Annotated in this window: 13 protein-coding genes and 1 tRNA gene; 8 read left to right on the forward strand and 6 right to left on the reverse strand. The window is 46.8% G+C overall.

Annotation, left to right across the window (positions count from 1 at the left end):
* Positions 1-16: 16 nt before the first annotated feature.
* A complete protein-coding gene (locus BUQ91_RS14525) occupies positions 17-1843 on the forward strand; it encodes an extracellular solute-binding protein (protein WP_074209791.1) in 1827 nt (608 codons plus the stop codon).
* Between the two features lie 53 nt (positions 1844-1896).
* Here the strand turns inward: BUQ91_RS14525 and BUQ91_RS14530 are convergent, their stop codons facing one another.
* Together BUQ91_RS14530 and BUQ91_RS14535 are read right to left on the reverse strand one after the other, a co-directional pair.
* On the reverse strand, positions 1897-2664 hold the full coding sequence (locus BUQ91_RS14530; protein ID WP_072830155.1) for a hypothetical protein: 768 nt from the start codon (positions 2662-2664) through the stop codon (positions 1897-1899).
* 157 nt (positions 2665-2821) lie between these two features.
* Positions 2822-3652: a hypothetical protein gene (locus BUQ91_RS14535; protein WP_072830157.1), complete on the reverse strand. Its 831-nt coding sequence runs from the start codon at positions 3650-3652 to the stop codon at positions 2822-2824.
* 192 nt (positions 3653-3844) lie between these two features.
* On the opposite strand from BUQ91_RS14535, the gene BUQ91_RS15440 reads away from it, so the two are divergent.
* The 3 genes from BUQ91_RS15440 to BUQ91_RS14555 all read left to right on the forward strand — a co-directional run bounded on the left by BUQ91_RS15440 (position 3845) and on the right by BUQ91_RS14555 (position 12151).
* Entirely contained in the window at positions 3845-9169 is a 5325-nt protein-coding gene (locus tag BUQ91_RS15440) for a T9SS type A sorting domain-containing protein (RefSeq protein ID WP_083601301.1), read from the forward strand.
* A gap of 46 nt (positions 9170-9215) precedes the next feature.
* Positions 9216-10844, forward strand: coding sequence for an SLC13 family permease (locus tag BUQ91_RS14550; RefSeq protein ID WP_074209792.1), 1629 nt, complete (start codon positions 9216-9218; stop codon positions 10842-10844).
* A 266-nt stretch (positions 10845-11110) separates the two neighbouring features.
* A complete protein-coding gene (locus BUQ91_RS14555; protein WP_072830163.1) occupies positions 11111-12151 on the forward strand; it encodes a hypothetical protein in 1041 nt (346 codons plus the stop codon).
* 85 nt (positions 12152-12236) lie between these two features.
* On the opposite strand, the gene BUQ91_RS14560 is transcribed toward BUQ91_RS14555, so the two are convergent.
* From BUQ91_RS14560 to BUQ91_RS14570, 3 genes are all read right to left on the reverse strand, one after another.
* Positions 12237-12310, reverse strand: a tRNA-Val gene (locus BUQ91_RS14560).
* A gap of 88 nt (positions 12311-12398) precedes the next feature.
* Positions 12399-12899 (reverse strand): hypothetical protein, encoded by a 501-nt coding sequence (locus BUQ91_RS14565; RefSeq protein WP_074209793.1) that lies wholly within the window; start codon positions 12897-12899, stop codon positions 12399-12401.
* A gap of 152 nt (positions 12900-13051) precedes the next feature.
* On the reverse strand, positions 13052-13510 hold the full coding sequence (locus BUQ91_RS14570; protein ID WP_074209794.1) for a DUF6941 family protein: 459 nt from the start codon (positions 13508-13510) through the stop codon (positions 13052-13054).
* Between the two features lie 71 nt (positions 13511-13581).
* Here BUQ91_RS14570 and BUQ91_RS14575 point away from each other — a divergent pair, with 71 nt between their 5' ends.
* Entirely contained in the window at positions 13582-14454 is an 873-nt protein-coding gene (locus BUQ91_RS14575; RefSeq protein WP_074209795.1) for a prepilin peptidase, read from the forward strand.
* A gap of 14 nt (positions 14455-14468) precedes the next feature.
* Here the strand turns inward: BUQ91_RS14575 and BUQ91_RS14580 are convergent, their stop codons facing one another.
* The gene (locus BUQ91_RS14580; RefSeq protein ID WP_074209806.1) at positions 14469-15770 is read right to left on the reverse strand and encodes an efflux RND transporter periplasmic adaptor subunit; all 1302 of its coding nucleotides are present in this window, start codon (positions 15768-15770) and stop codon (positions 14469-14471) included.
* 93 nt (positions 15771-15863) lie between these two features.
* Between BUQ91_RS14580 and BUQ91_RS14585 the strand changes: the two genes are divergently transcribed.
* The 3 genes from BUQ91_RS14585 to BUQ91_RS14595 all read left to right on the forward strand — a co-directional run bounded on the left by BUQ91_RS14585 (position 15864) and on the right by BUQ91_RS14595 (position 19531).
* On the forward strand, positions 15864-16793 hold the full coding sequence (locus tag BUQ91_RS14585) for a cation diffusion facilitator family transporter (RefSeq protein WP_074209796.1): 930 nt from the start codon (positions 15864-15866) through the stop codon (positions 16791-16793).
* Positions 16794-16903: 110 nt separating this feature from the next.
* Complete coding sequence (locus BUQ91_RS14590) at positions 16904-17737, forward strand: aldo/keto reductase (protein WP_074209797.1); 834 nt, start codon at positions 16904-16906, stop codon at positions 17735-17737.
* A 576-nt stretch (positions 17738-18313) separates the two neighbouring features.
* Positions 18314-19531: a hypothetical protein gene (locus tag BUQ91_RS14595; protein ID WP_175566648.1), complete on the forward strand. Its 1218-nt coding sequence runs from the start codon at positions 18314-18316 to the stop codon at positions 19529-19531.
* Positions 19532-19624: the final 93 nt, after the last annotated feature.

The following is a 19624-nucleotide window of genomic DNA, read 5'->3' on the forward strand; positions in this document are numbered from 1 at the left end:
ATCTATCTTATCCCACATGAAAACTTTCTCCTTCCGTACTTTGTTTGCCGTCCCGATGGCGGCAGCTCTCGCTTTTGCTCTTGCCGCCTGCAATGAATCCGGCGATTCCAAATCCGGTCAAGCCGCGAAGTCTAAAAAAGGCACCGCCGTTTCCGAAGCCGATTGCCCGATTCTCCCGCTTGATTCTACGGCGACCGGCGAATTTGACCCGATTGCTTCCAAGGACGCCCGCGCTTGCGGCTCCATCACGCTTTGGGGCTCCGCCATGCCGAAGTCTTTCAACATGTGGGAAGACTACAATAGCTTCTCCGCTGAACTCATGAATATGATGTTCGAACCACTCGTGAGCTTGCATACCACCGAAGATCGTGAAGTCGGTATCCTCGCTGACAAATGGGAAGTTTCCGAAGACGGCAAGACGTTCACGTTCCATGTGGACCCGCGTGCCAAGTGGAGCGATGGCAAGTCCATCACCGCCGAAGACGTGCAGTTCTATTACGATGTCATCATGGACGAAAAGAACCTCACGCCGATTTTCAAGGTTGGCCTCAAACGCTTTGACCGCCCTGAAGTTGTTGATAGCTTGACTGTCCGTATGACTGCCAAGGAACCGCATTGGGGTAACTTCTGGGAAGCGGCCGGCATGTTGGCGTTCCCGAAGCACGTGTGGGCAGGCAAGGACTTCAACAAAATCCGTTACGAGTTCCCGGTGGTTTCTGGCCCGTATATCATCAAGACGTTCCGTGAGGACCGCTATGTGGAACTTGGTCGCCGTGCCGATTGGTGGGGCTTCAAAAAGAACTGGAACCATGGCAAGTACAACTTCCAGAAAATCCGCTACCGCTTCATGAACGACCAGACGAAGGCGCTCGAAGCGTTCAAGAAGCAGGACTTCAATGCCTATGCCATTTACACGAGCAGCATTTGGATGAAACAGACCGACTTTGATGCCATCAAGAAAGGTTGGGCTGTCAAGCAGCGCATCTACAACAAGGAACCGATTGGATTCCAGGGCATGGCCATCAACCTCCGCAAGCCGCAGTTCCAAGATGTACGCGTTCGCAAGGCTCTTTCGTACCTCTTGAACCGCGAAGCGATGAACGAGAAGTACATGTACGGCCAGTACTTCCTCCTCAACAGCTACTATCCGGATCTGTGGGCAAATAACCAGAACCCGACGGCGCCTGTCTACAGCTACAATCCGGAAAAGGCTCGCGCCCTCTTTGCCGAAGCGGGCTACAAGGTGAATGGTGAAGGCGTTCTTGAAAAGGACGGCAAGCCGTTTGCGATTAACTTCATCACGAGCCAGGAAGACTTGCGCCACCTCACGCTTTTCCAGGAAGACTTGAAGAAGGTGGGCGTTGTGGCGACCATCGAACAGATGAGCCAGAGCACGCTCCGCAAGCGCTTGGACGATGCTGACTTTGACCTTTACTGGGTGAACTGGGGCGCAGGCCGCCTCCGCGACCCGGAAGCTAGCTGGATTTCTACGACTGCCATGCAGAAGGGCACGAACAACCTCGCTGGTGTTCAAGACCCCGTTGTCGATAGCCTCATCAATTTGCAGAAGACGGAATTCGACCTCGCGAAGCGCAACGAAATCCTCAAGGCGCTGGACAACCGCCTCGCCGAAATCGTCCCGTACGTGCTCATGTGGCAATGCGACCACCATCGCATCCTCTACTGGAACCGCTACGGCACGCCCGAAAAGGTGCTTGACCAGTTCAATCGCGAAGATGCAATCCCGGTTTACTGGTGGGTCGACCCGGTCAAGTCCGCCGCTCTCGACAAGGCGATGAAGTCCGGCGAAAGCCTCCCAATTCCGGAGTATGACATTAGATAAAAAAGAAAAGTCCCAGCCTTAGGCCGGGACTTTTTGTTGTTTTAAGTGTTCTATTAGAAACTTGCGGCGAATGCAGCTTCGATTGTTATAGGCACCTTGTCGTTGCCGTAGAAGTGCAAGAGGTAATCTTCGCCAAAGCCGAACGTTGCGCTCACGTCAAACGAGAACATGTTGTTGATGGCAAATGTTGCGCCAACGTACGGGAATACACCTACGTCACCGCTTGTATCGCCAGACTTGTGACCATCATACTTCGGGTCGCCCAAAGCAATTTTGAGAATGATGCCGACATACGGAGAAACGACCTGGGAAACTTCCGGATCCAATTCTCCAATGAGTGTCAACTGCAGCGGGCCTTTGAACTTGTCATCGCCTTCGGTATTGAAACCGAGTCCGATTTCAGAACCAAAGTCAAGGGTTCCGAATTTCTGAGAGTACTGGCCACCAAGATAGAAGCCAAAACCGTCATCGCTGATTCTGTCCTTGCCGGTCGGGAAGGTAAGGTCAAGGAAGGCGGCGAAGTTCGGGGCAATCTGGTAACGGCCACCGAAAGTCAAGTTGTGCATGCCATCGCCTTCGGTATCATGGCCATCCCAGCTGGTCTTCAGCGTGAAGGGGAGGGCTAACCAAAGTTCCAAGTTCTGAACCGGAACAAAGCGGCCCTTGAGCCCGAGGTCCCATGCCTTGCCCTTGTCCTGCATCGTGAAGTCGGTGTAGACCTTGACTTCACCGCTATTTGCTTGCGGAACCGGGAACTGGCTGTAGGTTGCAAAACTGGATGTGGCGAGAATGGCTGCGCCCAGCAAGACTTGTTTTAACATATTAAATCTCCTTGTAAAGTTTTATTTTAATATAACAAAAATGTTACAAAAAGGTTATTTGAAAGAGCGAAAAAAATTCACTCAATAAAAAAAGCCAACCACGATGTGGGCTGGCTCACGTAATTTTCATGTTCTGCCAATGAGGGCAAAGAAACTATTAGAACTTGAATTCAACATCAAAGGTGAAACCGATAGCATCACCTTCCATTCCTATAGTGAACGGATCCTTTGACTTTTTCTTGATGTCTTCGCTACGTGCAATGATTTGGCCGTTGAGGGTTATGTTGCTGTTCACTGCAAAGTTAACGCCGATCCAGAACTTGAACTGGTTGGACCAGTCGTCATGCAAGTCCACATCCTTGTTACCGTTGTCGTATTCAGACTTGAAAAGGCGCATCCAGAACTGACCGCCAAGAGCAAGTGTTAAAGGCATGGAAGGGAGGGTGTAGTCGAATTCGCCGCCCAAGCGCAGTTCGAGGCCTCTTTCGACGTTATGGTGTTCAAATCCCCAGAACAAACCTGCTTCCGTACCAAAAGCCGCTCCCTTGATAGCTTCGATCTTTTGGCTGTGCTGAGCGCCAAAATAGAAGGACATTTCGTGGCGGCTCGGAGCCGTTGTGCCGAGCCCCTTAGCCTTGTCCTTGCCGATGGGGAGGTTAAAGTCCAAGAAGAAGTAAAGTTCCGGGTCCAGGGCGTAGCGCACGCCGATTGCCAGGTCACGCAGACCGCTACCGCCTTCAGCGCAGGCATCGCAATCTGTTTCACCCCAGAACTGGTAGCCGAAACCCTGTAAAGAGAGTTCCAATTGCGGCATAAGGTTCATTCGAGCGCCGACCTTGAGGCCCATTTGGGACCAGTCATCGTCTGTGTCGTAGTAAAGTCCGGCTTTGATGGAGCCTTGGTTGTTTTGCAAAAGAGGAAAGTAATCCCATGTTGCAAAGCTGGATGTGGCAATCGCTGCAGCGAGAAGAATAACCTTTTTAATCATCGTAACTCCTATGAAACGCCCTAACGGCTACAATCAATTTAGTAAACCTATAGCTCCGGGGCAATTAAATATTTGTAAGCAAATCGGCTATATCGTGTTTGTGGTCACAAATGATATTTTTTTCTTGCAGTCACGGTTGCGAATTTCTTCATAAAAATTATTTTTTACCATAGAAATTCCCAGAAGGTCGATATGAAGTATCTAAACCGTTTGCTCGTTCTCACCGCTATGTTCCTCCCGATGTCCGTTTGGGCTCAGGGTGCTGTCACAAAACAATATCTGAATCTCTACTATAAGTCGAAAGAACTTTATATAGGTCTGTACAAAAAAAATTGTGTTGCCGGAAATTCTTTTGAAGAAGGTACTTGTGTCAAGTCTTATGAAATAAAGCCCGCGCAAACTGTTCGCTCCGCTTTCGTTAATGCGATTAGTCAGCAATGGATATCAGGTACACCAGATGCGACCAAGATGCAATCGATTAAGCTGAATCTTGCTACAGACATTGACTTTGGTTATACTTTTGAAAATGGAAGTTGCTCGGAAAATTTTGACTTTTTGCCTTTCTCTGGTCTTTCCTTTAATGGACATAACCACATGATGTCGAACTTTTGTTGTATTGACAATGGACAGACCAAGCGGTATTTAGGCTTGTTTGGGGAAGTGGTCGGTAATCAAACGAATGGTAATAAAACGATAAGAGACCTGATAATTTCGAATGTCTATTTTGCCGTTACAAGCGGGGAACCTGCATTAACAAGTGGCGGTGATTATCAGCCGGCAGGCGCTCTTGCTGCTAGAATTTCTAATAGCACTGTGACAAATGTAAAATTAAAGGATGTTGTTATTCAAGCTCCGCTTGCAGGTGGTTTAGCCGGATTTATCGAGGGATCGACAATTACAAAAGTTTCGACTATTGATAACTCGTTTATTAAAGTAACGAATGGAATATCAATTACAGAAGACTATATCGGAAAAGCGATTTATAAGTATGGTGAAAATGTCGCTGTTTTTGATCCGTATAAGGTTCTTTTGGGTGGTTTAGCTGGTGCGGCATACTTTACAAATTTTGAGGATATTGATCTTGCTGTCCAAGTGGAAAATAAAGCTGCTGTAGATATGTCGGCTTTGGGCGGCCTTGTTGGACATTACGTTTATGCTCCGAAAAGTAACCAGTTCTCGCAGGTTACCAATCGAGATTCTAAAATTACCGAAGTGAATATTCACGGCTCTTCCAGTGATGTGGGTGTTAATGCTTTTATTTCCGGTGGTACTGCTATGGGTGGTATATTGGGGGCTTCAAGAAGGCTTGATAACAATAATTCACCGATTACAGAGTTTTCTATTAGTCAATCGACAGTGACGAATTTGGATATAAAGCAAAGCAGGTTTAAAATCAGTGATGTTGATGCAACGCAAAAGCTTTATTTGGGCGGTGTTGTCGGAAATGCCGATCTTTGCAATGGTGGTATTCTAAAAATTATTGAATCAAATGTCGTGAATGCAAACATTGAAGAATCGATACAGGAAAGTGGAAATTTCCAATATTATATGGGTGGAATTGCCGGTTTTGCATCATGCGATCATGTAAATAATTCAGGCAATCGTAATGATTTGTATTTAACGCTTCAAAAATCTAATGCTTCGGGTAATATCAAGTTGGATGGTGGCTACAGTAAAACCGGGAAGACGTCGTTGTCGGTTCGTACTTCTGCTGCTATGGGTGGCCTTGTCGGTGATGCTATTGTTTCTCTTGATGAAGGCGGAATTTCTGAGAATGAATCGAAAGTTTCTATTTCATATAAAGCCAAAAGATCTGCAAGTGATGATTTGGATTCCGTGCTTGTCGGTGGTGTTTTTGGCACTGTCAGCCTTTTTAATTCGGCAATTGATTATGTTCGCTTGGCTAAGCTATCTTATAAGGGCTTACTAGATATTAATGATGATGGTATTAATGCCCGTGTTGGCGGTATTGTTGGAAAATTCCCTATGATTCAGTCTGGAAATTCCAAGATTGAATTCAGTAATGTTCAAGTAAAGGGTGATAGTGAAAAAGACAATAATATTGTGTCGTATAGTGGTGAAACCAAAAGCTCTAGTACATCGTCGTCGATTGGTGGCATTTGCGGTATGTGCTTGTCGCCTAGAGAAATAAGCAAGAGTTCAGTCGACGGTAATTTCAAGGGTTCCTCAGGAACTGATGCTCCTAAAAAGGATTTCCATGTCGGAGGCTTGATTGGTACGGTAGATGCTAAGGCTGATATTGATATTATAAAGAATAACTACTTTATCGGTTCTATTGAAAATAAATTAAATAAGAGCGGAAGTAAGGGTAAGGCTGGTTATCTCTTTGGCCATCTTACCGGTGATGGCTTGGGAAATAAACCAAAAATTATCTCGAATTTCCATTATGGTAGCGATAATGTTAAGGCTATAGGCTATTTCTACAATTATGGTGAATATAACAATGTAATGTATTTTAACGAGATTCAGAATGGCGTCACCTTCGACAAGTTTGTAGCAAAGAACAATGTCCGTAATGGTTCTGCTATGGATCTGCAGAATGGAGAAAATGGTTCTTCTATGAACGGTACCGTTACGGAATCTTATATGAAGTCTGAGACCTTTGCGGGTTTTTTGAATTCTCCGTGGGATGAAGACGAACAGGTGTGGTCTTTTGACGATACTCATGATTATCCGTTTTTGGGAACGACCTATGTTTCTCCGAAGGTCCAGGTGGTGTTCAAGGATGCGGCAGGCAACAAAACCCAGAATGTCAAAATTGGTGATGCTGCCGTTGTTCCGGAGAATGTCGAATTGAAGTCGGAAGGTAAGTGCTTGACGGGCTGGAATCCGGCGGACTTTACGAATGTGGTTGCCCCGATGACAATTACTGCCATATATGGGGATTGCCCGATAGAAAAATTTACAGTCAAGTTCTATGACATTGGTGGAAATCTCATTGAAGGCTCGGAACAAGAAGTCCTTGATGGGAAAGCTGCTGTTCCTCCGGCAGACCCATCGCCGAAGGATGGCTTGTGCTTTGATGGCTGGAACACTGATTTTAGCGTGGTTAAAGGCAATTTGCAAGTCAAACCGAATACGAAAAAGTGTGCATATACGGTAAAGTTCTATGACATTAGAGGATTTGTCATTGAAGGCTCGGAGCAGGAAGTCCTTTACGGGGAAGCAGCTGTTGCTCCGGCAGACCCGTTGCAGACGGATGACTTGTGCTTTATTGGCTGGGACACTGATTTTAGCAAGGTCAAAGGCAATTTGGAAGTCAAACCGAATACGAAAAAATGCGTATTTAAGGTCAATTTCTATGGTCTGGATGGCACGACTGTAATAAAAACGCAAAACGTTCAGGAAGGATTGCCGGCAAGGGCACCGACCACGCCTGAACAGTTGGGTGACCTGTGCTTTGATGGCTGGGACACTGATTTTAGCGAGGTCAAAGGTGATTTGGAAGTCAAGGCAAATACGAGAAAGTGCGTATTTAAGGTCAATTTCTATGGTCTGGATGGCACGACTATAATAAATACGCAAAACGTTCAGGAAGGATTGCCGGCAAGTGCACCGGATTCGCCAGAACCGTTGGGTGACCTGTGCTTTGATGGCTGGAACACTGATTTTAGCGAGGTCAAAGGTGATTTGGAAGTCAAGGCTAATACCAAGGCTTGCCCGAATTCGAGTAGCTCTAATCAGCAGTCTAGCTCCAGTTCTTCTATTTCTAGCTCTAGTTCTAGCAGCGAAAACGCCTCGGAATCCTCGAGTTCTTCGAGTGTAGAAAATGGCGACAAGTCTAGTTCTTCTAGCGCTGGTAACGGTTCTAGCAGCAGTGCTGTCAATGACAAGTCTAGCTCTAGCGCAAGCGATATCTTTACGGTTGTTGCAAAACCGACCGCAAAACAAGACGGCAGTGCACTCCGCATGACAATCAACGATACGCTTCCGGATTCGCATGCCAAGGTGGATTACCACATTATTGTGAAGTCTGATGTAGGTACTTACCTCGATACGGTGGTCGATGGAAAAACGGTGGGTGACGTTAAGAACGGCACTTGGAGCTTGGATCCGGCCCCTGCAGGTGAATACAAGGTGCTCATTACGCTTACGAATGGCAAAGATTCCATTGTTGCCTACGATAGTATTTTCGTTGGCAGTACAGAAAAGCGAGTGGATCTGGTTTCGAATACCTGGCAGACGTATTCTCTGTACGCCTTCTGCAATGATAAGGGTGAAAATTGCAAGAACGACTTGAAGGATCGCTTTGCTCGTAAGGCCGAAATTAGGGCCATCGAAGAATGTCGCCAAATGAAGGAAGATCTTGCACGTTCGCCGGATGATGCTGACTTGCGTGAAAGCGTGGATGAAGTCTGCCGTGAAGCAATCGAATCGCAAAACGAAGTTGCAACATCTGTGTTCTGGTGGGATGAATCGAGTCCTATTGGCGATTACTGGCAGTATCGCAGATATGATGCCGATGATAAGTTCGATTCCACTCGCGGTTACTGGTACGGTTCTGTTGACGATGAACCGCTCATGCTCAGCTTGCAGACTCCGAACATGAAGGATGAAATCGTTTGGAAATTGGAAAACAAGTATACCGGTTGGAATTTGGTGGCTAACCCCTATGGTTGGTATGTCAAACTCCCGCAAAACGATGATGTCGTGTTCAAGAAGTGGAAAGCGGATATAAGTGACTACGACACGGTAAGTATACTTGGTCCTTATGAAGCTGTCTGGGCATACACCAGCAAGACTAGAGAATATCGTATTCCTTTGAAGGCTGCAATTGTTCTTGAAGGCGAAAAGAAGACCAAGTCGCTCTCCAAGAGCGCTATGTCCGAAAGTTGGAACCTCCGCGTTGTGCTTACGGATAAAAATGGCAAGCGCGATTATTGGAACGAACTGGCTGCGGGTAGTGTAGCCTCCTCGTTGAGTGAACCGCCTGCAGGCATGGGCGACCGTGTGAACCTCTCCATTGTCGAGGGCAAGCAGCGCTTGGCTAAGAGCGTCAAGAAAAACAGCGATGAACTCGAATGGAATCTCGAAGCAAGCGCTACGACAACTCGTGATGGCAAGTTGAACTTTGAAGGGCTCGAAAGTGTCCGCGCTAAGGGAATGCATGTCTTTGCAACGATTGGCGAAGAAACGTTTGAAGTTGTGAATGACCGCCCGTTGAACGTAAAGCTTTCTTCGAAGGCTAAGAATGTGTCTGTTCGAGTGACCAAGAGTGCAGTACCTGCTCAGGTGGCTAAGAATCTCATTTCGGGATTCCGCGTGAACCAGATGCAGAATGCTTTGAATGTCGGCTTTGAAGGTGTCTCGAATCTTGCCGGTGCTAAGGTCAAGGTGAGTGTCGTGGGTATCGATGGCCGTATGGTTGCTACGAGCGGAACAGTTGCTCATGAGGGCACGAACTCTATTTCGATGAAAAAACCGAAACAGGGTGTCTATTTCGTTCGCCTCAAGGTTGGTAGCCAGAGTGCTGTTACCCGCATTATGGTCCGATAAATCAGTCTAGCCGAACGCAAGTTTAATTACTAAATTTGCGCTCGTTATGACAAAAGCAAAACTCATCAAACTCATTATTGCATCGGTGCTTGCCATCGCTGCCCTCTTCGTCCCGTACGAAGCCCTCGGCTTCGTTGGTGACCACGCGTTGAACACTCTCGAAATTCGCGTTATCGCAATCTTTGTGATGGCAGCCCTTTTCTGGATTCTTCAACCGTTCCCAATCTGGTCCACCTCCATGTTCGTCATCGTGTTGATGATTCTCACGCTTTCGAACTCGGCACTTATCCCGTTCCGCGTGGAAGGTGTTGAACCGCTCAAGTTCAAGGATATCATGGCAACGTTTGCCAATCCGATCATCATGCTCTTCTTGGGTGGCTTCTTCCTTGCTTCTGCCGCTTGCAAGTACAACATGGACAAGAACCTTGCCCGTGTGCTCTTGAAGCCGTTCGGCAAGGACCCGAAGTGGGTGCTCCTTGGCCTCATGATCATTACTGCTGTGTTCTCCATGTTCATGAGCAACACCGCTACTGCTGCAATGATGCTCGCTATCCTCGGCCCGGTGCTCAAGCTCTTTGATGCCAACGACCGCGGTAAAGCTGCTTTTGCTCTTGCCATCCCGCTCGGTGCAAACATCGGTGGTATGGGTACTCCGATCGGTACGCCTCCTAACGCCATCGCTCTTGGCGCTCTCCAGTCCAGCGGCTTCAACATCTCGTTTGGCCAGTGGATGGAATTCGGTGTTCCGTATGTGATTGTTATGATGGTTATTGCTTGGTTCTTGCTCCTCAAGCTCTATCCGATCAAGATGAAGGAAATGAACCTCGATATCGAAGGTGCTGAAGGTTTTGACAAGAGCCCGCGCGCTATCATCGTTTACATTACCTTTGCTGTGTGCGTGATTTTGTGGGTGACGGGTAGCAAGGTTCACGGTCTTAACGACAACGTGATTGCTATGATCCCGATGGCTGTGTTTGCTTTGACGGGTGTGATTACTAAGAAAGACCTCAACGAAATGAGCTGGGACGTTCTCTGGCTTGTGGCTGGTGGTTTTGCTCTCGGTCTCGGTTTGCAGCAGACAGGTCTTGCAAAGGACCTCATCAACGCTATTCCGTTCAACACCTGGTCTCCGGTCGTCCTCATGGTCGGTTGCGGCTTCATCTGCCTTTTCATGGCAAACTTCATGAGCCACACCTCTACCGCAAGCTTGCTCGTCCCGATCTTCATCGTTGTGGCTGTGAGCTGCAAGGACAACCTCGCTCCGCTCGGTGGCGTGACCTCCTTGATGGTCGCTGTCGCATTCGCAAGCTCTCTCGGTATGTGCCTCCCGATTTCTACGCCTCCTAACGCTCTTGCCCACGCAACGGGTTACACGGATACGCGAGGCATGGCTATCACGGGTATCGTGATGGGTATCGGCGGTCTCGTTCTTTCCTGGATCATGATGTTCGGTCTTTCCAAGGTGAACTTCTTCGAAGATCCGGCTGACGTCGCTGTTGCTCCTGCCGCCGCCGCTGCCCCGGCTCCTGCCGCACCTGTTTATGCAAAGCCTGCCGAAGTTGCTGCTCCGGCCGAAACAATCGCTGAACCGGCCGCACCAGTTGCTGATAGCGCTGCAGTCGCTATTCCGGCTGACTCTGCTGCTAAGGTTGTGGTTGATTCCACTGCTAAGTAATTGAAATGTCACCCCGGTCACCGTGCCGGGGGCGCCATCTACGAAAATTCGCTCGGGTAATCCCCGGGCTTTTTTTTGTATTCACTTCATCTATTTGTAAAAAGTCTTTCACAAATACCGGTGGTTTGAATAAGATATTATCTTCCAATGTTGTCTGTATAATCCCAAGAAGGGGTGATTTTTTATTCAAAATAACCCAAATGGGTTATTGTAATGTAATGTTGTTGTAAGTATTTTCTAAACAACTTAAACAAAGGAAAGATAAAATGGCTAAAAAACTGAAAAAAGCTGGAAAATTCTCTGTAAACGACTTGCTCCCGGGCGATATTTTAGTGTTTAAGGGAGACATTGACGATGATATTAGTAAACTTATCATGAAGTTCACTGGTTCCGATGTGTCGCATGGAGCAATCTTTGTTCAAAATGAAGAAAGCGTCCTTGCTGAAGCGGGTCTTGAAGGAATTCATGCAACTCGAACGAGAGACGATTCTAGCGCTCGCGAAGCTTATGTGATGCGTCATAATAAGGCAAGTAAAAAGGGCGTTGAACCTGTTGTGCCGATTGCTAAAAATTATGTGCTCCAGGACTTGCCTTATCCGTTTTCTGATTTGATTCTTTTGGGTTTGATTCTTATCTTCAAGCAGAAGGTTACAAAACCGCTTGTATCTCGAGTTGTTGTTGAATTCTTGTGCTTGGTTGCTGCAGAACTCAAAAAAATCATCGAAGAAAAGAATACCCCGGGCAAGCATACGATGGTGTGCTCTTCGTTTGTTTACCAGTGCTACTTGGATGCATCCAAGAAAAATCCGGCTCTTAAGCTGAAGATTAAGGATGGAGGTGATGTCGGCTTTAAGGATCATCCCCTTATTGGTCGCAAGTCGAAGTCCTTCTCGCTCTTCGATATGTATGCCGATTACGTAGCATCGCATGAAGACGAATGTAAAAAGGACTTCAAGGCTAAAAAGCTTGAACCTGCAAAGAAGCTCCGTTCCAAAAAAGAAATTTTGGCCGATTTGGAAAAGCTTGTCTTAAATAAGGGTGCCGATAAGCTTCCGGAATTGACTCCTGAAACAATTTCTGTTCTCATAGATATCATTAATGCCATCAAGGATGTAATCCAAGCCTTGGTGACGTTCTTGAAGGGCGACCGAGTTTCGTTCTCCGAAATGATGAAGGTTGCAAGAGAACAACAGGCCATGTTTGTAACGCCTAATGATTTGGTCAAGAACGTGACTAACGCTACAAATGTTGGCATGGTCAAGCTTGGCCGTTATGGCGGTGAATACGACGACAACTGGAAAAAATAAGATTTAGCCCGCTTGGCGGGCTTTTTCTTTGCGATAAAATTCTATGCAAGAAAAAAATCCTCGCTTTTCAGCGAGGATTTTTCAGTGGTCGATACAGAACTCGAATCTGTGACCTCTACCATGTCAAGGTAGCGCTCTAACCAACTGAGCTAATCGACCATTAAGGTAGCCCAATATTAGAAAAAGATTGGGCGTTTGTCAAGGGCGCGGGCCATAAAAATCAAAAAAAATCCCAGACGGGTCAGTATTACCGGTCATCTTCTGCAATCCAGTATTGCAACCGCCCTTTGAACGTGATTGGAGGGAGACTGTCGTTGCAAACTCCCTGTCTGCAGTCTTTAAACTGCAAATTTAATGTAGCGGTCCACTTTATATCGTCTTTTTGGTCAATCGTTGCGTAATTGTCGTTGCCGACGAGTGGTGCCCTGGTCGTTGCTTGGATTTGTATCCAAGTGTAGCTTGCTATGATTCCGTTTTTCCCGAGCTTGGGCTCGTTGACCATGATGTTCATTTGGTCTTTGCGTTCGCTACGTTCCATGGGAACTTTAATCAGCAGGTAATGGTGGCTGTTCCTGATGAATGGAATTTCGACATCGTTTCGTTCCAGTTCCTGCGTGATTTCGTCGCCACCGTTAATACTGTACTTGAGATAACCGCCGCCTTTGACTTCCCAACTGTCGTTGATGCCGCTACAAGCGGTAAGGCCTGCAACGATGAACGGGACGAAAATTTTAAAAGTAGAGTGCATTTTATTAAGATAAAAATGATTGTTTAAAAACGTCATTCCGAGCGAAGTTATCCATTAAGGTATAAAATAGAAAAAACGCCGGGCATTGATGCTCGGCGCATTTTAGAAGTAATACGAACCTTCCTACAGTTTATTGCCTGTTGGTTAAGCCGTTATGCTCTTCCGTCAACGGAAGAATCATTGGCCTGAGGCGGCTGGTTCTGCTGTGCAAGGCGCGGGTCTTCGAGAATGTACAGCGGGAGTGCTGCAAGTTCTTCGTTGTCTGCGACGAGGCGCACAATGTACTTGTCCGGACGCGTGAACTGCAAACGCTGCATGTTCAAAATCATGTTGACAGCGGCTGTGTCAAAGCCCGGAGCAACCGGCTGGAGTTCAATTTCGGACTGCATCGGCGGCACAATCGGGTGGCCAACGACATCTTCGATAGACAAGCTCAACTGATGCGTCCCTGCTTCGGCACGCTGGTAGCGCAAGCGGAATGCAGCAGAGCACTGCGGAATCACAAGCGGAAACTTTGAGAAAATGCGGTCAAATGCACCAAGAATGTTCATGCGTCCACCAATATCATTTGCAGTGGCGGCATCACAAATAGCGGCAATTTCAATATTCATTAAGGGATCTCCCAGTATTAGATAAATGTTTAACTAAATTATAATTATATTCGAAAAAAGACGAGGATTTTATGCAAGAAATTCCACTTTGGTATTGGTTAATCGTATTTTTTGGCCTTGGCGCCTGTGTCGGAAGCTTCTATAACGTCATTGTGTACCGTATGCCGCGTGGAATTTCGCTTTTGAACCCTCCTTCGCATTGCCCTCTTTGCAAAAAGAGAATTCCAATCCGCTACAATTTGCCGATTGTCGGTTGGCTTTGGTTACGCGGCAAAAGCGCCTGTTGCAAACAGCCTATCAGCATCATTTACCCGATTGGCGAGAGTCTTTGCGGACTTCTGGGGGCATTTGCTCTTTATTCGGCTGCGGGGTTCGGGACAGACCTAACACGACCGGTGTTGGCGCCTGAAATTTGGGCGAACGCCGCAGCGATGTTCTGGCTTTTGCTTGGGGCTTATCCGGTATGCGCGGTGGATTGCAAGTATAAGCTCATTCCTGATTCCATCTCGGTGGGCGGGATTGTCGCAGGACTTTTGATTTCGCTTGTGCCGGGTGGTATTACGCCACTCCAAAGTTTGCTCGGGGCGGTTCTTGCGGGCGGTGGACTGTATTTGCTTGGCTGGATTGCGACCAAAGTTCTCAAGAAAGATGCAATGGGTTTTGGTGATGTCAAGCTTTTGGCGGGTTATGGTGCCTTGATGGGTATTACTGGTGCGGTGGAGACTCTTTTAGTAGCGGCTTTCCTTGGAATTTTTGTGATGGTTCCGTATGGAATGATTAAGAACAAAGCCGCAGAAAAGGGTGCAAAAAATAAAAATGCGCCCGAAAACGAAGAAAACGGGCAAATTCCATTTGGCCCGTTCCTTGCAATAGCTGCCCCGATTATTTATCTCTGGGGCTCAATGATTTTGGATGCTTATTTAAAGTATGTGCTTGGGGAATGACGTTGCTCTACCGACTACTTTTTCTTCTTTCCTGGTCTCTGTGGCATGAACGGGCTTTTGGCGTTTGGTTCGCTTGAACCCTTTGCCGAAACCGTTTCTTGACTTGTGACCACGGAATCTCCGACGCTCAAACCGCGCAAAATCTGTACGTTCACGCCGTCGCTAAGGCCTATCTTCACGCGGCGCGGCGCGGCCTTGCCGTTGATGTTTATCCAAACATGGTCGCCTTCAAGTCTAGGCTTCTTATGCTTTTTCTTGGCGCCTGTACTCGGTGCTCCACCCGGTCCCATGCCTGGAGGCGGGGGCGGGAAGTTGTCGCTTGCAACCGTGGAATCCGCAGTCTTGGGACGTTCCGGACGCGGCATATCTTTCGGGTCCATCATCGGGGTGCCTGCAGCCGGGGTGAACTTGAGAGCCTTGATCGGAATGGTTACTGCATCTGTAATCTCTTGCGTGACGATGGTGCAAGTGGCTGTCATGCCCGGTAAAAGTTTTTGTTCCGGGTTTTCGGCGGTAATTACGACCGTGTATGTCACCACATTGCTCGTTGTTGTCGGATTCAAGCGGACTTCTTGCACGGTGCCATGGAATGTGTCATTCTGGAAGGCATCGACTGTAAATGTAACGCGTTGACCGGTCTTGACTTGGCCGATGTCCGCTTCGTCCACTGCAGCCATGACTTTCATTTGGCTCAAGTCTTTTGCGATGACGAACAACGTCGGAGTGCTCATGGAGGCGGCAACGGTCTGACCTACATCGACGGCGCGTTTTAACACAACTCCGTCAATCGGGCTCTTGATGGTCGCGTAGCTTAAGTTCAGTTTGGCTTGTGCGACTTCGTTCTTGCGCTGCTCGACGGAGAGCTTGGCGGCGTTCAAGTTGTATTCGGCCTGTTCCAGTTCAACGGCGCTTGCGCTTTTGCTTTCGGCGAGCTTCTTGACGCGGTTGTACGTGCTTTGTTTGTAATTCAAGTCGTTTTCGGCACTCTTGTACGAAATAGTCGTCTGCTTTAACGTCGACTGCAACTTGGACTTATCGAGTTCTGCAATGACCTGGCCTTTTTTGACCTTGGAGTTGAAATCGACGTTAATTTTGGCAATATCGCCAGAAACCTGCGTACCGACTTCCACTTGGTCAACCGGTTCAAGCGTACCCGTTGCCGAAATTGTCGTCTTGATGGTGTCTGTAACCACCTTGGTACTTATGAGGGCGCCAGCCTGGCTGGTAGCGTCCGTGTTGAAGAAGTACGATTTAACGCCGAGGGCAACGCCTGCCAAAACGGCGATAACGATGATGATTTTCAAAAGTTTTTTCATAAGCATTAGAAAAATAGAAACATTGATTTTTTATTACAGCAATTTTGATGAATTGTGGACGCATAAGGTTGCAAATTTTCTAGCTTAAAGGGCATGACTCGCGTACGCAAAAAAGACGATAGTGCAGAAGTCCGTAAAGTGACTTGGGTGGGGCTCGGCTGGAACGCCACTTTGTCCGTTGCCAAGTTTGTCGTTGGCGTATTCGGGAATTCCCAGGCGCTTGTGGCAGACGCTATTCATAGCGCGTCTGATTTTATAACCGATGTCGCGGTTATTGTGGGGAGCCATTTCTGGAACTCACCTCCCGATGCTGAACACCCTTATGGTCATAGGCGCTTTGAAACGGTAATTACTATAGGCATTGGTCTTGCTGTTGCCGCTGTGGGTGTGGGTATTGGCTATAACGCCATTTTAGCCTTGTTGTCGGGGGAGGCTTCGCACCCGGAAATGTCGGTGGCGATTATGGCTCTTGCCTCGATTCTTGTAAAAGAGATTCTCTTCCGCTATACACGAAATGCGGGTCGACGGATCCGCAGTCAGGCGCTTGAGGCGAACGCTTGGCACCACCGTAGCGATTCCTTCAGTTCGATTCCTGTGCTTGTAGCGGTCATTTTTGCCATTTTGCTTCCGCAATTGTGGTTCGCCGACTCTGTCGGTGCGCTCGTTGTGGCCTTTTTCATTTTACATTCTGCGATAGAAATTGCGGCTCCGGGCCTTCGACAGCTAGTTGACCGCGGTGCCAATCCCGAAGTTCTTTTGAAATTGAAAGATTTGGCACTTTCGCACCCGAAAGTCATCAGTTTACATGGGCTCCGTTCTCGTTATGTCGGGAGTGACTTGCATGTGGACGTGCACATTGTCGTCGATGACCAGATGACCTTGAAAGATGCACATGATGTTGCCGAAGAGGTTGAGCAGTTGCTCATCGATTCTAACGAAAACGTTGTCGATGCCCTCGTGCACATTGACCCCTACAACGCCAACCGTGCTGCCCAAGGCGACATCAAGACAATCGAGAAGTAGCCCTTTCACACCAGTAAATATTCCAATGTGGTATTAGGACTTTGGCGATTATGCCTCGCTAAAAACGAGTTTCTATTTATATTAGTTTAGAACAAGTTGCGAGGTAGGATATGGTACTCGAAGAATTTTACAAGCTGAATAATGGTCAGCGAATCCCCAAAATTGCTCTAGGAACGTGGCAAACCCCAAATGACGTGGCTGCGACTGCCGTTGCAACGGCTATTGATGCGGGTTATCGCCATATCGATACTGCAATTGCGTACGATAATGAGACTGGTGTAGGGGCCGGGCTCAAGGCCGCACTCAAGTCGACCGGGATTCACCGCGAAAGCGTCTTTATCACCACGAAAATCCCTGCCGAAGTCAAGAATTATGATGATGCGGTTCGCTGTATCCAGGAATCGATGGATCGACTGGATGCGTTCCACATCGACATGATGCTTATCCATGCTCCTCGACCATGGGCCGAAATGGGTTCGACTTCTGGGAATCGCTATTTCAAGGAAAATCTTGAAGTCTGGAAAGCCCTTGAAGAGGCTTACGAGGCGGGTAAAATCCGAGCCATTGGCGTTTCGAATTTTGAAATTGATGACTTGAACAGTTTGCTGGCAGGTGCTCGCGTGATTCCCGCTGTGAACCAAATTCGCGTTCATATTGGGCATGTGCCGACTGAATTGATTGATTTCTGCGAACAGATCGGAATTCTGGTAGAAGCGTATTCGCCGAATGCTACAGGGCGCCTTTTGAAAGTGCCCGAAGTTTGTGCGATGGCTGAAAAATACCATGTTTCGGTGCCGCAACTTGCAAGCCGCTTTGTGCTGCAACTCGGGCTGTTGCCGCTCCCGAAATCAGTTCATGAAGAACGCATCCGTCAAAACGCCAAGCTTGATTTCGAAATTAATTCGAACGATATGGCCTCTCTCCTTGAAATTGATGGATTGTAAATAAAAATTATACTCAAAATTCAAAACGCATCAGAATGATGCGTTTTTTTTTGAAATTAAAGAAATTTTGTACTTTATTTGCTTAAATAAATTAATTGATATTAAACTTTGTTTATAATAATTTATACAATCTTGTATTGAAAATATAATTTGTTTGCGTTATATTATATGTACTGTTTAAAAACAAAGGAAAAAGTAATGAAAAAAATATACTTGCCAATGATGCTTGCTGCGTCATTTGGACTTGCAAACGCAATTGAAATGCCTACATATACGGGCAACTGTAAAATAAAAGGGTACGATTATTCCACTATTTGTGGTATCCCTCAATGGACTCATGTCTATGGAAGTCCCCTTGGCGTTTCTACGGATTATGCCTGCACCGATAATCAATTTTTTCAGGGCTATGATGGCTACACTCCGGGCAAAGGCAAGCCTTATACGATTCATAACAATAAATCTCAATCGATTAACGGATTTAAGCTTTACTATTATTTTACGGCACCTCCTTCACGACAATTTAATGTAAAAGTATATCGTTATCTTTATGCAAATCGAAGCGATCGTGCTCATGTGATGATTGATAATTCTATTCAACCTAGTGGTATACAAATTGAAAAATTGTCTGAAACTCAGTATAGGGCCATCCTTAATTACAGTAATGTAACTATAGCAAAGTCAACGCGCTTCCCGACAGAAGGTGGAATTTATATTAGGGTCGCTTCGACGGATTCTTATGGCATTGATGGGTATGAACTGAATGGCTTTGCGATTGGATCAAAGTCAGGTACTGTTTTGTATGGCCCGGATTTGAATGATGAAGGTACGACAACTCTTCCTTTAACAGCAAGGCGAATTGGTGTTTTGACGGACGAATCGACGTGTCCTGATTATAGTATGATTTCGCTTGATGTGGAAGATTCGAATGATCAGACTTCTATCACTCATGTTGGAGGTGCCTCAGGAAGCCCTATAGGAGTTCAGAAGGCTGGGTCATATCTTCGTTTCAAGTATTGCGGACTTTCTTATAGCCAACTTCCTCAAGCCAGATTTGGCTATGCCGTATTGAAGCTTGATTCTGAATGCCCTGCTGGATCAGTTCCTATTATTCGTACCCATGATACGGAAGATTCTAATAATAATGACTCGTATACGGGTTATATATGGCCGAATTCTGTAGTTAAGGGACCTGCTCATACAGTACTGCAATATTGCTTTGTCTCGAGTAAGGCTGGCTCGTCAATCAAATATCCCTTTGCCAAAAAGTATGGTGTTTTTGCAAGTAATCGTGCTTATTATGGTGACGAAAATAATATTTCTGTTAGCAAGGTCTTTGTTGATGACGAAAACAATGGCAACCAAAATTCTTGGGATAGAAGTGGAGTTCCCCTCCATTTGCGCAGTTTGACTCAAGACGTTATGACTGGTTATGAAGATACTGAGTATTATGTTGCAAGATGGGTTGGACCTGAAAACGCTATGCTTTCTAAGTCTGCCGAAGTTGCTGATGTGCACCATTCTGTAAACAACTCGTATGTTGCAGCTGCTCCGCTTGCTCCGGCAATCAAGGGCTTGAACCGTTCTGCCGTAGCTGTTGAGCTCCAGTCTGTTGGTGACGCAAAGATTTCTATTGTCGGAATCAATGGTGCTGTTGTCGCTAATATTACAGAAAAGAATCTCCAGCCGGGCGTCCATCAAATCAAGTGGAATGCCGGGATGGTGCCGAGTGGTCGCTATGTCGTGAAAATTGAACAGAACGGTATGGTGAACGCCAAGAACGTTATTCTAAAATAAATAAAGTTCATTTGATTTGTGAAAAAGTGCCGCTCTATTGAGCGGCACTTTTTGCATCAAGGAACCCTATGAAGGGCTTTTTTTGGAGTTTCT

This window comes from Fibrobacter sp. UWB11, assembly GCF_900143015.1.
Classification (GTDB): Bacteria; Fibrobacterota; Fibrobacteria; order Fibrobacterales; family Fibrobacteraceae; genus Fibrobacter.

Coding starts and splice junctions, on each gene's coding strand:
- BUQ91_RS14525 (WP_074209791.1), top strand. CDS start 17: ATGAAAACTTTCTCCTTCCGTACTTTGTTTGCCGTCCCGATGGCGGCA.
- BUQ91_RS14530 (WP_072830155.1), bottom strand. CDS start 2,664: ATGTTAAAACAAGTCTTGCTGGGCGCAGCCATTCTCGCCACATCCAGT.
- BUQ91_RS14535 (WP_072830157.1), bottom strand. CDS start 3,652: ATGATTAAAAAGGTTATTCTTCTCGCTGCAGCGATTGCCACATCCAGC.
- BUQ91_RS15440 (WP_083601301.1), top strand. CDS start 3,845: ATGAAGTATCTAAACCGTTTGCTCGTTCTCACCGCTATGTTCCTCCCG.
- BUQ91_RS14550 (WP_074209792.1), top strand. CDS start 9,216: ATGACAAAAGCAAAACTCATCAAACTCATTATTGCATCGGTGCTTGCC.
- BUQ91_RS14555 (WP_072830163.1), top strand. CDS start 11,111: ATGGCTAAAAAACTGAAAAAAGCTGGAAAATTCTCTGTAAACGACTTG.
- BUQ91_RS14565 (WP_074209793.1), bottom strand. CDS start 12,899: ATGCACTCTACTTTTAAAATTTTCGTCCCGTTCATCGTTGCAGGCCTT.
- BUQ91_RS14570 (WP_074209794.1), bottom strand. CDS start 13,510: ATGAATATTGAAATTGCCGCTATTTGTGATGCCGCCACTGCAAATGAT.
- BUQ91_RS14575 (WP_074209795.1), top strand. CDS start 13,582: ATGCAAGAAATTCCACTTTGGTATTGGTTAATCGTATTTTTTGGCCTT.
- BUQ91_RS14580 (WP_074209806.1), bottom strand. CDS start 15,770: ATGAAAAAACTTTTGAAAATCATCATCGTTATCGCCGTTTTGGCAGGC.
- BUQ91_RS14585 (WP_074209796.1), top strand. CDS start 15,864: ATGACTCGCGTACGCAAAAAAGACGATAGTGCAGAAGTCCGTAAAGTG.
- BUQ91_RS14590 (WP_074209797.1), top strand. CDS start 16,904: ATGGTACTCGAAGAATTTTACAAGCTGAATAATGGTCAGCGAATCCCC.
- BUQ91_RS14595 (WP_175566648.1), top strand. CDS start 18,314: ATGATTGATAATTCTATTCAACCTAGTGGTATACAAATTGAAAAATTG.